The 13,601-nt window shown below is 61.6% G+C and carries 14 protein-coding genes and 2 pseudogenes; 3 read left to right on the top strand and 13 right to left on the bottom strand.

Annotation, left to right across the window (positions count from 1 at the left end):
* Both BN1233_RS45715 and BN1233_RS41085 read left to right on the top strand, forming a co-directional pair.
* Window positions 1-754, top strand: a pseudogene (locus BN1233_RS45715) (transposase); the annotation flags it as partial.
* A gap of 205 nt (window positions 755-959) precedes the next feature.
* The gene (locus BN1233_RS41085; RefSeq protein ID WP_046869465.1) at window positions 960-1,139 is read left to right on the top strand and encodes a hypothetical protein; all 180 of its coding nucleotides are present in this window, start codon (window positions 960-962) and stop codon (window positions 1,137-1,139) included.
* Between the two features lie 82 nt (window positions 1,140-1,221).
* On the opposite strand, the gene BN1233_RS41080 is transcribed toward BN1233_RS41085, so the two are convergent.
* The 13 genes and pseudogenes from BN1233_RS41080 to BN1233_RS51510 form a co-directional block, all read right to left on the bottom strand.
* Window positions 1,222-1,641: an FCD domain-containing protein gene (locus BN1233_RS41080; protein WP_046869464.1), complete on the bottom strand. Its 420-nt coding sequence runs from the start codon at window positions 1,639-1,641 to the stop codon at window positions 1,222-1,224.
* Window positions 1,642-1,654: 13 nt separating this feature from the next.
* The gene (locus BN1233_RS41075; RefSeq protein WP_046869463.1) at window positions 1,655-2,740 is read right to left on the bottom strand and encodes an ABC transporter ATP-binding protein; all 1,086 of its coding nucleotides are present in this window, start codon (window positions 2,738-2,740) and stop codon (window positions 1,655-1,657) included.
* A 20-nt stretch (window positions 2,741-2,760) separates the two neighbouring features.
* Window positions 2,761-4,353: an FGGY-family carbohydrate kinase gene (locus tag BN1233_RS41070; protein WP_046869462.1), complete on the bottom strand. Its 1,593-nt coding sequence runs from the start codon at window positions 4,351-4,353 to the stop codon at window positions 2,761-2,763.
* Between the two features lie 25 nt (window positions 4,354-4,378).
* Window positions 4,379-5,341, bottom strand: a complete 963-nt coding sequence (locus BN1233_RS41065) for a sugar-binding transcriptional regulator (RefSeq protein ID WP_046869461.1) — start codon at window positions 5,339-5,341, stop codon at window positions 4,379-4,381.
* 4 nt (window positions 5,342-5,345) lie between these two features.
* Window positions 5,346-6,281 (bottom strand): TIM barrel protein, encoded by a 936-nt coding sequence (locus BN1233_RS41060; protein WP_048708317.1) that lies wholly within the window; start codon window positions 6,279-6,281, stop codon window positions 5,346-5,348.
* Between the two features lie 17 nt (window positions 6,282-6,298).
* Window positions 6,299-7,123, bottom strand: coding sequence for a carbohydrate ABC transporter permease (locus BN1233_RS41055; protein WP_046869460.1), 825 nt, complete (start codon window positions 7,121-7,123; stop codon window positions 6,299-6,301).
* Window positions 7,117-7,773, bottom strand: coding sequence for a carbohydrate ABC transporter permease (locus BN1233_RS41050; protein ID WP_244470747.1), 657 nt, complete (start codon window positions 7,771-7,773; stop codon window positions 7,117-7,119). Before BN1233_RS41050 ends, BN1233_RS41055 begins: the two co-directional genes overlap by 7 nt.
* Window positions 7,770-8,114 carry a hypothetical protein gene (locus BN1233_RS50370; RefSeq protein ID WP_244470748.1) on the bottom strand — a complete coding sequence of 115 codons (345 nt, stop codon included), beginning with the start codon at window positions 8,112-8,114 and terminating at the stop codon, window positions 7,770-7,772. The genes BN1233_RS41050 and BN1233_RS50370 overlap by 4 nt, the downstream gene beginning before the upstream one ends.
* Window positions 8,115-8,182: 68 nt before the next feature.
* Window positions 8,183-8,734, bottom strand: coding sequence for an SIS domain-containing protein (locus tag BN1233_RS41045; RefSeq protein WP_046869487.1), 552 nt, complete (start codon window positions 8,732-8,734; stop codon window positions 8,183-8,185).
* Between the two features lie 137 nt (window positions 8,735-8,871).
* Window positions 8,872-10,224 (bottom strand): ABC transporter substrate-binding protein, encoded by a 1,353-nt coding sequence (locus BN1233_RS41040; RefSeq protein ID WP_046869459.1) that lies wholly within the window; start codon window positions 10,222-10,224, stop codon window positions 8,872-8,874.
* Entirely contained in the window at window positions 10,221-11,267 is a 1,047-nt protein-coding gene (locus tag BN1233_RS41035; RefSeq protein WP_046869458.1) for a zinc-dependent alcohol dehydrogenase, read from the bottom strand. Before BN1233_RS41035 ends, BN1233_RS41040 begins: the two co-directional genes overlap by 4 nt.
* A gap of 507 nt (window positions 11,268-11,774) precedes the next feature.
* Window positions 11,775-12,080 (bottom strand): annotated as a pseudogene (locus tag BN1233_RS50365) (transposase); the annotation flags it as partial.
* A gap of 316 nt (window positions 12,081-12,396) precedes the next feature.
* Entirely contained in the window at window positions 12,397-12,666 is a 270-nt protein-coding gene (locus BN1233_RS51510) for a helix-turn-helix domain-containing protein (RefSeq protein WP_074078479.1), read from the bottom strand.
* 85 nt (window positions 12,667-12,751) lie between these two features.
* Between BN1233_RS51510 and BN1233_RS41025 the strand changes: the two genes are divergently transcribed.
* Window positions 12,752-13,585, top strand: a complete 834-nt coding sequence (locus BN1233_RS41025; protein ID WP_046869457.1) for a cytochrome c — start codon at window positions 12,752-12,754, stop codon at window positions 13,583-13,585.
* Window positions 13,586-13,601: the final 16 nt, after the last annotated feature.

Raw genomic sequence — 13,601 nt, 5'->3', positions numbered from 1 at the left:
TCGCGCTGGACGAGCCGGAGCTGTCGCCACGGGAACTGGCGGTGCGCTTCACCGACACGCGCGGCTACTTTGTCTCAGAGGCTTCCGTCGACCGCGTGCTCAAGGCGCAGGATCTGATCACCAGCCCGGCGTTCATCGTGATGAAGGCCTCTGACGAGTTCCAGGACAAGACGACTGCGTCTAACCAACTTTGGCAGACCGACTTCACCTATCTGAAGTTGATCGGCTGGGGCTGGTTTTATCTCTCGAGCGTGCTCGACGACTTCTCGCGCGACATCATCGCCTGGAAGCTCTGTACCACGATGAAGTCCAGCGATGTCATCGACACGCTGGACTTGGCCTTCAAGGCCTCTGGTCTCGAGCGGGCAACAGTGGCGCACCGGCCGCGGCTGCTGTCGGACAATGGCTCGAGTTACATCTCGGCAGAGCTGGCCTCCTGGCTGGAGGGTAAGGGCATGCCGCATATGCGTGGGGCGCCATACCATCCGATGACCCAAGCAAGATCGAGCGCTGGCACCAGACGCTCAAGAACCGCATCCTGCTGGAGAACTACTTCCTGCCCGGTGATCTGGAGGCTCAGATCGAAGCCTTCGTGGCGCATTACAATCACCAGCGCTACCACGAGAGCCTGAGCAATCTGACGCCGGCCGACGTTTACTTCGGTCGCGGCGAGACCATTCTGAGGGAGCGGGAAAGGATCAAACGACAGACCATCCAGAGCCGCCGCTTGCAGAACCAGATGCAAGCCGCCTAATCTGCAACCCAGATGGACCAGAGTCTCCCTTAGCTCAGACCGCCTGCTGTCTCAAAATCCCTGATGACGGACAGGGCTCACCGCATCCACTCTGATGGCGCGATGTGGCGGCGTCGCGCCGACCCGGAGCCCAGGATCACCTCAGCACGCTTCCCGACAAGGCGAGACATGGGGCCGTGCAGCTCATCGGCACACGCCGGAGGAGATGACCGTCGTCATCTCCCTTAAGGATCTGGCCGGCGTCGTCGGTGCGGCGACGAAAACCCAGTCCTCTGATGAGGCGCTCGAGGCGATCGGTTTCGAGCCCGCCAGAGGCAGGGTCGTCGCCCGCCAGGGCCGAGCGCACGAACCTCTGAAGTGCCACCGGGGAGGAAACAGCTCATAATTCAGGCCCACGACGTGAGCTAACATCAAGTCTTGCAGGTCGCCGCCAAGGATGTCTCGCATCCGGACATCTATAATTGGCATCAAGCCCTATCCGAATCCCGCCTATCCAGATCTAGGGTTCCGCCGACAGATTGGCCGAAACTGCTTCGAAACAGGTCGCAATGGTCAGCCGCAAGCAGATCTGCTTTGTTCGCGTCCCTATCCCGTATGGCGTCGCAAAGCGCCCTGTGGCCCTCTACAATCGGACCGACATGCTCGGGATCCGTGTATTCCACGTCGGTACCGCTCACGTAGCACTGTCGTGAGAGCCAGAGCGACTGAATCATGATCTTTTCATACGCATCCTGAAGGAACTCGTTGCCAGATGCCTGCGCGATCGTCCGATGAAACTCGTGGTTCAACTCGACCAAGACGGTTTGATCCACCGACGGAACCTTCTCTTCAAACGCATCACGGGCGGCAAGGATTGCGGCCACGTCGATGCCGGGAAAATTTGCCATGGCGGAGCCCGTCTCAGATCGACTGGCCTGCCTCATCGAAGAGGTAGACATGTCCTGAGCCGAGCCCGACCGGCAGACGTTCGCCACGACCGACCTTGGGCCTTCCATTCGCTACGATTGTGACGACCCCGCCATCCGGCGCTGCTGCGTAAACCTGAGTCGCACCGCCTAGGTTTTCCGAGACGTCCGCGACGAGCTCTAGCAGGGGATTAGCGCTCCCGATCACAAGGTTCTCGGGTCGCAAGCCGATGGTGACCGGCGCTCCTACCTCGATCGGACGCGCGGAACTGCGCGGCGCCAGCACTGTGCCGCCGCTGAAAGCCTCGTGAGAGACGGTGATACCCTGCGGATCAACAGCTTTCACGTGAGCTCGGAGGAAGTTCATCTTTGGTGATCCGATAAAGCCGGCGACAAAGGTGTTGGCCGGGCGATCATAGAGATCAGTGGGCGCTCCGATTTGTTCGACTATACCGCTTCGAAGCACGACAATGCGGTCAGCCAATGTCATGGCCTCGATCTGATCATGCGTCACATAGACCATCGTGACACCGAGCTGGCGATGCAGCTTGGCGATCTCGACCCGCATCTGTGTACGTAAATCGGCATCTAGATTAGACAGAGGCTCGTCGAAGAGAAAGATCTTGGGATGGCGGACGATAGCGCGCCCGATCGCAACGCGCTGGCGCTGGCCTCCCGAGAGCTGCCGCGGCTTGCGGTCGAGAAGCGCCTCGATCTGCAGGATCCGAGCGGCCTCGTCCACACGCTTCCTGATCTCGTCAGGCGGCATCTTTGCCATCTTCAGACCAAAGGCGATGTTGTCGAAGACGCTCATATGCGGGTAGAGCGCGTAGGATTGAAAGACCATCGAGACCTCGCGGTCGGCCGGCTCTACGGTAGTGACGATGCGCCCGTCGATATGGACGTCGCCGTCCGTCAACTCCTCAAGGCCGGCAACCATGCGCAGCAGGGTGGACTTGCCGCAGCCAGAAGGGCCTACGAAGACGACGAACTCACCTTTTTTGACCTCCAGGCTAACCCCGTTGATCACGGTGACCGAACCGAAGCGCTTGATCACGCGCTCGAGCTTCAAAAACGACATGGGCGAACGACTCCCCTCCTTTATGACATCGTGGCTGGGGCTGCGAGCCAAGCCCGCGCTTCGGCATCAATCTCGTTGCGAGTAGCGAAGAGCTTTAGGTAAATCCGGTACGCGCCGTCATGCGCGTACGCCCAGTCTCGGTCTTTCGGCAACAGGCGCTGTGCCGGCGCCATGGCTTCGAGTGCTGCGAATAGATCGGGATAGAGGCCGGCAGCAACCGCCGCGACCATCGCCGTGCCGAGCAGCACTGGTTCGGGCGTTTCCGACGTGACCGCCTCCGCACCAAGCGCATCGCGATAGAGTCTGACCAGCAGCGGGTTTTTCAGATGGCCGCCCGACAGCATCACCCTGTCGATTGCATAGCCATGAGCGTTGAGGTGATCGATGATATGGCGGCTCTGCAGTGCAAGGCTGCGCGCAGTGGCGTAGTAGTGTTCGAGGAACCTGCGCGGGGAGGTGTCCTCTCCGAGCCCAGTCGCGAGTGCTCGCACGCTGGCGTCACCGAGCGGGGACCGGTTGCCCAGCCAGTCCGGCACGACGTGGCGCCGTGATGCGAAAGCTGGACCTTCGGAATCGAGAAGCTCGAGAACAGCGCGCGCAGTTTCGGCGTGAGCTCTTGTAGACAATCCGCCTGGGCCTCCTGGGTGGTAAGCCAGAACTGCGTCGAGCGCAGCGCCCGAAAGGCTCTGGCCGGCCTCGTGCATCCAATAACCCGGGAACACGGCATCCTTGAATGGCCCCCACACGCCGGGCACCCGTCGTTCGTCTTCGGCCCACGCCATATAGCAGGTGGAGGTGCCGCCGATCAGGGCAAGTGTTCCGTTCATTCGTGCAGAGAAGCCGCGCCCCAGAACGCCCAATGCACCCGCTTCGGCATCAATCAAGCCGACCGACACCGGTATGCCGGCAGGTACAGCGAGATCCGCCGCGCCACCAGACGAGACAGTGCCATGAACGGTTCCGACGCGGCCAGGCGTCTCTTGCAAGTGCCCGAGCCTCAGAAGATCAGAGATTCCGAGCTGTGTCAGCAGGTCGCGACGCCATGGATCAGGCTCGGCCGGCAAATAGGGCATTTTGCAAGCGAGCCCACAGACTGAGTGACGATCTATGCCTGTCGCACGACGCGCGAGCTCGTCGCAAAGGTCGCGAATCGCGCTCAGTCGCGCCCAATCGCGGGGGCGGTGCCGCTTCAGCCAGAGCAGCTTCGGCAGATGCATCTCGGGCGATACGGAGCCCCCGACATGATCGAGATACCTGTCTCCCGTCCGACTGATCTCCTCTGCTTCGCACTCGCCGCGATGGTCCATCCAGCAGAAGACATCGGCCGCGCCGTCGAGTGGAGGACCTCCTTCGGCTTGAGCCACCAGGGACGAGGTTGCATCGAACGCGATGCCGCGCAGCGTTCCAGCACGATCCGGCGCCGCCGCGAGCGCCGCCCGGACGGCTACTCCCACAGCCTCCCAAATATCATCCATGCGATAGACCGCATGACCGTCGAGCGGCTTGAACAGTTCGAAGCTGCCTGTTCCAGTTGCGATAAGCGCGCCGGCTACGTCAAAAAGTCCGGCTCGCGCGGACAATGTTCCGACATCCACTGCCAGGAGATGCGTCATGGACCCAGCCAGCACGGTCGAGCAATCATCGGAACAGGCCCTCTGCCACACTCTCGTCCGTGACCAGGCGCCTGACATACCCGGCATTCAGAATGGCTCTGATGATCGCCAGCTTGTGCTCCCCACCAGAGGCCAGGATGGACGTTGGATAGGCTTTGAGCTCGCTCGGCGACAGCGCCATCACGCGTTCGTTGAGCGAATGTTTGATCGGCCGGCCATACTCGTCGAGGAATGTCCCTAACAGGTTGCCCACCGCGCCGACTGCCTGCAGTTCGGGCAGATTCTCGATCACGATGTGTGTCGAGGCGAGAAGCGACCGCGAAGAAAGGTCGCCCGCCGCAACGAGCGCGATATCCCCTTCGCGGGCCCGACGCATGACTTCGGCCAGGCCGTGATGTGTCAGAAGTATCGAGCGGCTTTCGACCGAGGGGCAATAGATTGGCGCCGCCACATAGTAGCATTCGGCACCCAGTGTGTGTGCGAACTCAGTCGCTACCTCGAAGGTGTTCGTGCCGGAGCCTCGCGTCAACCCGCCCATGAGCGATGTCACCCAACTGGCTGGGAGTCTCCGAGCAGTGAGCCGCCGCGCGGCAGCGCGAAGTGTGCGCCCCCAGCCAACACCGAGGCCGATTTCGTCCCTCAGGAGAGAATCCAGCATGATGCCAGCAGCCTCCCCGATCACCTGCTGCTGGACGGCGGGATCGGATGTCGACGGAACGACTGTGACCTCGTCGAGCTCGTACCGAGCCTTCAGGCGCTCTTCGAGCGCAACACAGTTCGCGAGCGGGAGGCGTACCTCGATGCGCACGAAGCCGTCGGCACGCGCCCGGCCGACGATACGGTTGACGCGGTGGCGCGTCAGGCCTAGCCGATTGGCGATTTCCTGCTGAGTCAATCCGCCGACATAATAGTACCACGCGACGCGGGTCTGAATCTGGGCTTCCGAGGTGTCCTGCTTGGTCTCGATTTCGCCTTGGATAGCGGTCATCGGCCTAGGATCGCTCTCGTCTCGCCTGCGCTCCATCGAAGACAGGCTTCAATGTGCGGATGGACCGCCGTACCGCATCGAGCACAGAGGCATCATCTCGCTCGAACGGGTAGAAGACCTCCAGGAACACCGGACGGTCCTCAAGACCGGTTTCGCGCTGGAGCGAAGCCGCGATGGCGGGGTCCACGGCACCTGGCTCCGTAAAGTCCCAGTGCCGGTCATAACGGAAATCGGTTTGCTGGATGTGGATGGCGCCGATTCCGGAACCCAAAGTCCGGTACCAGGTCTCCATGCGTCCGCGATAGCTGCCATAGAGTGGCTCGAAAGTACCGTGTCCCCAGTCGACACAGAGCTTCCAGGGCACTGCCGCTCCCGCAACATCGTCCAGCATGGTGCGGGCCTGATCGATCGTCCATGGCCACTCGCGGCGCATGGGCGTGGGCTCGATGTAGAGCTCGGTGAGACCGTGCTGCCGAGCGACCCCGGACAAGCGCAACATGCGGCTCACGAGATCGCGATAATCGGCGTCGGGTATAGCGTCGTGCTCGGTCCCGTCGAGCCGAGACGCGACGGCACCGAGAGGTCCCCCCACACGGGAAATCCCCGCAAGACGCGCGAAGCGATAGGCTCGTGCGAGCCAAGCCTCGGCCACGTCGCGCACGCGTGGATTAGGGTGGAGGAGCTGATTGTAGGTATAATGAGCAAGCCCGATGAAGGCGCTGTGGACGGTGATGCCGTGCGCGGCGGCTATGTGGCGCAGGTCCTCGGCAAGCTCGGCGAGAAGATCGTCGGGCCACGTCGGATCGATGAGGTCGAACGAAAACTGCACGAGATCAAGACCGAGCTCGTTGCGCACCAAGGGAGCCCAAAGATCAGGCGTCACCCACCGTTTGACGCAGAACGAGAGATTGGCGCCAAGCGGAATTGCCATGGCCGTCATCGAAGCCCTCCTTCCGCCTATTTCGTCGCGCCCATCGTCAGCCCGCGCACCATGTGCCTGGACACGACAACTGCGAAGATCGTGACAGGGAGCACAATGACCGTGCCCGTCGCCATGATCTTCCCCCACGGGAGCTCGTAGCCCGACATGAAGTTCGTTGCGACGACCGGCGCCGTCTTCAGGTTCTGGCTGGTGATGAGAACGAGCGCATAGAGCAGTTCATTCCAGGAAAAGATGAAGGCGAAAATGGCCGAAACCGCCACGCCGGGCGCCCCGAGCGGAAGATAGATCTGCCAGAAAATGTCGAACTGGCTTGCACCCTCGAGCCGGGCCGCCTGTTCCAGATCGCTCGGAATCGAGCGGAACTGGTCAGTGCAGATCCACACGACCAGTGGTAGGGTGAAGGTGAGATAGATCAGGATCAGCACGAGGTGGGTGTTGAGGAGCCCAATTTGCCGCGACAGCAGATAGATTGGCAGTGCGAGAACGATCGGGCTGATCATCCTGTTGGAGATGAACCAGAACCAGAGATCCGCCTTACCGCGAAATTCGAAGCGCGCCAGCGCGTAGGCCGCGGGCGTGCCGAGGAGGACGGCGAGCACCGTCGTTGCGGTCGAAACGATGAGCGAGTTGAGCACGGCGGTCGTGACGACCTGATCGGAAAAGATATCCCGGTAATGGGCGAGAGTCGGCCTGAACCACCACACCGGTGGAGATGCGAGGAGATCGGTCTGGTCCTTCAGACTCGACGAGATCATCCAGTAGAACGGAAACAGGGCAAGAGAGAGCACGAGAAGGAGGCCAAACGCGTGCAGGGCCCGGCCGATTGGACGACTCACCATCCTTCGATCTCCCGGTAGAAGACATGGATGTAGATGCGGCTCAGCACGATCGTGAGGATCAGGAGCACGATCGCCTGTGCCGAGGCGAGGCCAAGGTCGAAGACCTTGAAGCCGACGCGCTGAACGTAGACCGAAACGAGATCCGTGGCCGAACCCGGACCTCCTCGCGTCATGACGAATACCATGTCGAAGAGCTTCAGCACATCCGCAGAGCGGAGGATCAGCACGGCCGTGAGTCCCGGCAGCAGATAAGGAAGCTGCACGTATCGCAGGAGGGCCCATGGGCTCTTCGTCTCAAGCCGCGCGGCCTCCTCGATCTCGACGGGCACCATCGAAAGGCCTGCGAGGAAGATCAGCGCCACAAAAGGCGTCCATTGCCACACATCCATTACCACGATGGCGATGAACGCCCCGGTCTGGTTCCCGAGCCAGTCCCAAGACGATATGCCGGCCCAACCGAGGATCTGGTTCGAAACGCCGAAATCCCGGTTGAAGATGAGGCGCCCGATCAGCCCGACGACAGCATAGGTCGTCGCGAGAGGAACGACGAGCGAGACCCGCGTCACGGATCGCAACAGGCCCCAGCCGGGCCGATGGAGCATGAGAGCGATCACGATGCCGAGAGCGATCTGGATCGGGACGACGGTCAAAAAAATCGCCCGGTGAGAAGCAGGCTGTCCCAGAACGTCTGGTCGTCGAGGATCCTGGCGTAGTTCGCGAAGCCTAGGAACGGGTAGCCATCCAGCATGTCCTGGCGCCGCGCAATGTTGTAGCGCCGGAAAGACGTGAGGATTGCAAAAATGGAAGGATAGATCCCAATGGCCAGTAGCGCGAGCACCGCCGGCGCAAGAAACCAGAATGGCGTCCAGCGCCCGTATCCCGGGTGTTGCCGTGAACGCTTGGCCTCCGCCCGCATCCTCTCCGGTCCCTTGTGCCGTCCTGACCGGGGAATGATCCGGAAATTCGAGATCCGGTTATCCGAAGAAATCATGTTCAAGCACACGGTTGCGAGCGGTAGCGATGCAGCGTGAACCGCTCCAGGCTTAGAATGGCGCGGCCTCACTCCAGGTTCGTATGATTGCTGCGCATCGCCTCGGGCGTGACGCCGAGCCGACCGCGCAGCATCAGGATCATGACCTCGAAGAGAACGTACTGCGCTCCTTCGAATAGCGATCCCATTGGCAGGACCGACACGGAAGACCCGCTATCGTCCGCCATCGTCTGAGCCGGCACCGGCAGCACGACATCTGCGGCGCGCGCGCATGCGCCATCCGGTTGGGCCGTGACGACGAGGGTGCGAGCTCCGGCCCGCTTCGCGACACCCATGAGCGCCTCGACCGTCGAGAAGTGCCCTGGCCCGGCCGAGACGATTAGGAGGTCGCCCCGACCGAGATGCGGTGTCGTCATGTCTCCGACCACGGAGGCTTTCCGGCCGAGGTGGAAAAGCCGCATGGCAAAGCCTTTGACCTGCAGCCCCTCCCGACCAACGCCGTAGAGCGCGACCTTATCGGCTTTGGCGATCTCATCGACTGCGCGGTCAACGGCCGCGTGATCGATGCGAGAGAAGACGCGGCCGAGATCATCGAGGGCCGCTCGGTAGAGATCGCTCATCATCGTGTCCCGAGCGTCGGAGCAGGCTCGAATGTACGCCGGACTCCGACTTGAGGCCAATCTGCCGCTCGGCCCGCTGGGCGGCAGATGCTGGCGCGTCAAGTCTTGCGACGCTCACTCCTACCAAGGCTCCCTGCTTACTGCCGCAATGCCTTCTTGCCGTCGTAGTAGCCTTCCTTCTTCAGGATATCCTCCATGCGCGAACCGATCTGCTTTGCGCCCTCCTCGGTCGACACTTCGCCGAGCATCATCTTGGTCCCCCACTCCGCGACGATCTCCGAGATAGCCGGCCAAGCAGGAAATCGCGGCCGGAATTCCGGAACGCCCTTCTGCCAGGACGCGACCATCGGCTCGACGAATTTGTATTTGGCCTTGATGTCCGGCTGCTCGTAGATAGCCATGCGACCGGAGACGCCGCCCGCCTCGACATAGGATCGGGCAATCTCCTCGGAGGTGGCCCACTGGATAAAGATCCAGGACGCCTTCTGTTGGGCCTCGCTCGCCTGCGATGCAACTGCGAGCGAGAAGCCGCCGAGAGCTGGCAGGCGACCTGCAGGACCAGCGGGTTCGGGCGCTACGGCAAGGCAGTCGCCGAGCTTGGATGTCTTGGGATCCGTCAGCGTCCCGTAGAACGCTGACCACTCGGTGATCATCGCGGCTTGGCCCTGGGCCAGCGCGTTCACAGCCTCGGTGTGGTCGTAGGAGACAACACCTGGCGGCATGTACTTCATCAAATCCTGGCGGAACTTGAGGCCCGTCTGGCTTTCCTTCGAGAGAAGGTTCGAATGGAAGGTTTTGTCGAGCAGCGAGCCCCCGAAGGGCCAGAGTACTCGCATGAAGCTATCGGCGGACTGGGTCTCGCCGCGCAACGATTGCAATGCAAAGGCGTACTGCTTCTTGTCTGGCTTCGTCAGCTTTGGACCGTAGACGTTGAGCAATTCGTCCCAGGTCGCCGGCGGCTTGTCGAAGCCCGCCTCCTTGAGCATGCATTGGTTGTAGAACAGTAGACCGGAATAGTTGTCGAAGGGCAGGCCATAGACCTTTCCGCCCCAGGAGCCGAAAGCATCGAGCAAGAGCGGGAAGAAACCCTTCAGGTTCAGGTCGGGATCGGTGATCGATGCATCGCTAGTGAACTTTTCAATTGGCACGATCCACCCGTTCTCGGCAAACTCCCCTATCCAGACGAGATCGACCAGGGCCATGGTGAGATCGCCGCTCGAGTTAAAATTCAGCACCTGCTTCTCGCGGGTGTTCTCGTAAGGGACAATCTCGTAATTGACCTTGATACCCGTCTTCTTCTCGAATTCCGGGAGCAGCTTAATGATCGCCCGATAGCCCGGACGGTCGAGAAAAATCACGTTGAGCTGGGTGCCCTTTAAGGGTGCCGCGGCTTTATCGATCGCCCACTCGGCGATCGCCGGCTTGGATATACCGGCAATGCCAACCGCAAGCGCGATTGCACCGAGTGTGGTGAGTAAAGATTTCCTCATTGAGTCCTCCCTGGCTCCCTCTCTCCATTGGGGTAGATCAAGGCCTTGATGTAGCCCGGCGCATTCTCGGCCAGCGCACGGAACACGCCCGGCGTTGCATCGAGGTCGACGCGATGGCTAACCATCGAGGCGACATCGATTTTCCCGGAAGCAACAAGTTCGATGGCCCGCGGATAAACCTCACCCATCCGCCGGGCGAATTTGATCTTGAGCGCGCGGCGGCGTGCCTCCGCAGCGGGCAGGGTGTAGGTGTCCCCGTCCGGAATTCCGACGAGAATCACTCGCCCGCCGATCCGAGCCGTCCTGACGGCGTCCCGGAAACCGAGGGGCGAATTGGTGGCCTCCACGACGAGGGAGCAGCCCTCGCTCTTCGTCCATTCGATGATGTCCTCGGCCGAGGCGCCGACGCGAGTGGCGCCGAGCTTTGAGGCGGCCGCGCGCCGGTGTTCAAGCGGATCCGCCACGAGTACGTCGCCAGCGCCTGCAACGCGCAGCACCTGCAGAACCAGGAGCCCAATAGGGCCGGCGCCGAGGAGTGCAACCCGCTCCAGGAGGCGCGGCCTTGCGAGGTCGACTGCGTGAATGGCGACCCCAAGCGGTTCTAGCATAACGGCTTGGAGCGGATCGAAGTTGCTCGGCAACGCCACCAACTGCGATTGCGGCACCCAGATGCGCTGTGTCATCGCGCCGTCGAAAGGCGGCGCGCCGATAAACTCGACATTGGGGCACAGATTGGGGTGGCCCTCACTGCACCAAGCGCAATGCCCGCAGGCTTTGTTCGGGTCGACAGCGACGAGACTGCCTCGCTGCAGGGCAAGCTCCTCAATGTCCTCGCATAGGAAGCCACCGAACTCGTGCCCCGGTACGAACGGCTCTTTGATGACCGCAGACCCGATGCCGCCATCCTTGAAATAGTGCAGGTCGCTTCCGCAGACCCCGACAGCTGCCACATCGAGCAGAACTTCGCCAGGGCGCCCGTCCCGCAGATTGAAGGGATCAATCCGGGCGTCCTCGCGGCCATAGAGGAAGACTGCTTTGCCCATTGGCTCGCCGAGTCTATCCAAGAAGATTAGTGTAACAGATGGACTCGAACAATTGCAATATCTGTAATCTAAGAAATACAAATGTTGGAAGCTCCTTTCGTCCGGTTGGATGGAAATCGACGGCAACTTTCCCAATGGCACCTGGGAGACGCGTGAGTCGAATCCTAGCGGCAAGTGTGCTGCTTAGGTGACCGGTCCGCTCCCGGCGTCGCGTAAAGGCATTACGCTCAGCGCTGTACCCAGAGCGGGTGAACGGCTCATCGAGAAAATCAGCGCGAGCTCGTAGGGGCTCACCGTGATGCGGCAGAAGACCACCGGCACCTCCGGCGCAGAACCTCTCTGCGCGCGCTTCCTCTCCCCGCTTGGCACGAGTGTGATCGCATCGCTTGGAGCGAAGCTTGCCGGCCAACTGCTCGATTGCACCGAGGTGGTGCGAGGCGCACCTGAGGCCGCGGACCAGGAGTGACCTTTAGAAGCACTATGGTCACTTCCTGCGGGTTCTCCTCAGCCCTTGAGCGTACCAAAGACATGCTCAACGGTGCATTTCCGGACCTGCATGGCATCGGGCCGGGCCCGGAGCCGCGCCTCCATGGCCTCGAGCACCGCTTCGTGCCGCCAGCGCCGGATACGTCGTTCCCGGCCGGTCGTACACTGCGCCTTGAGCGCACAGCCCGCGCAGCGGGTGGTCCAGTAGACATCAATCGTTATGCCCCTCTCGATCGAAGCCAAGCGCCGGGTCAGCGTCTCGCTGGCCGGGCAGCGATAGGTGTCGTCATCCGGTTCATAGGTGAAGCCCTGCTTGCCGAAGCGGCCCATGCCGACCCGGCAGGGCGGGATGTTCGCGAGGCGCCGCGTGAGTTGCGGGCGCGAGAGTTTGATCCGCAGCACGATGGCGCCACGCTCGTCCTCGCCAATGAGATGAAAGGTGTTCTTGCCCAGATCGATGCCAAGGGTGGCCATCACAGCAGACGGAGAAGACCGTGACATGGGAGTGCTCCTTGCGTGGCTCGGAACCCGCAGCTTACCAACCAGCGGGGCAGGAGCACGGCCGGACCATCCCATTAACGGACTCGCGGCGGTGTGTGCGCCAAGTTGTTCAGTTGACAAAGAACTGTCCTGCTTCAGTGATCTACGGCTGGCTCGATAATCCGTCGCGGATAGCTAAGTTTTCGCGAAACTGCCGCGGCATTGAACCGGTCATGCGGCGGAATGCACGGACAAAGTGAACTGGATCCGTGTAGCCGGTCGCAAAGGCCACATCGATGATCCTAGCATCCGTTGTGCGTGGCAGCTCGGCGCTCCTCTTGAACCGATCCTGATCAAGCAATTGAGAGTATAGGCCTACGTGTGAGAGTGCGCGTCGTAGGCTCCTAACACTGGTGCCAGCGATCGCCGCCATCTCCGCAACACTTGGCGCGCCTCGATTGACCCGTGCGGGATCGGGCCATAATCAGGAGAGTTCGACCAACTTTCCGAGTCGTGCCATGAACTCCGGCTTAGGTCGCCAGCTCGTGTCAGTGTTGCTCTGTGCGAGCGTGTGGTTGAGCGTCTCGCCGGCTGCGGCGGCCGAACTGATCGTGGACGTCGGCCTCAAGCGAACACTAACGACTGAAGAGCTGCTGGCCCGGCCCGACGTGGCCACGATCCAAGTACCGGCGGACGTAGTCTATCAGCGCACAATGACCTATCGCGCAGTACCACTGCGGGCGCTTCTCGGCGTGGACAGAATACCCTCAGACCAGGACCTCCAGGTCATAGGAACGGATGGCTTCGTCACAAACCTTCCGGCGGGGCTGATCTCCGACACTCCTGGGGCGGGAGCCGCCCCATGGCTCGCGATCGAGCCCCCGAATGATCCCTGGCCACTCACCGCGAACGGCCTTGCGATCGGTCCCTTCTATCTGGTCTGGCTTGATCCGGCGGCCTCAGGTGTACGGAGCGAGCAGTGGCCATTCCAGGTGGCTTCGATTCGCACTGTTCCCGCACGAGCCACACAGTGGCCACAGCTCGCGGTCGCCGACGATCTGCCGGCCGACTCCCCGGTTCGCACCGGTCAGGTGCTGTTTGCGACGCAGTGCATGGTCTGTCACCCGATGAGCGGCGCGGGAGATGCCACGATGGGACCGGATCTCAACATGCCCCACAATCCAACCGAGTATTTCCAGCCTTGGGCATTGAAGGCGTTCATCCGCAATCCCCGCTCGGTCCGCGTGTGGTCGGAAATGAAAATGCCCGGCTTCGAGGAAGCGAGCCTGAGCGACGCCGACCTCGACGCAATCATAGCCTATCTTGGCTATATGGCCGCTCGGCGCCGCTAGGATATCCTCTCAATGT

Source organism: Microvirga massiliensis, from assembly GCF_001006805.1.
GTDB lineage: Bacteria > Pseudomonadota > Alphaproteobacteria > Rhizobiales > Beijerinckiaceae > Microvirga > Microvirga massiliensis.
The sequence above is the reverse complement of the archived record's forward strand: the minus strand, read 5'-3'. Positions and strand labels throughout refer to the sequence as shown.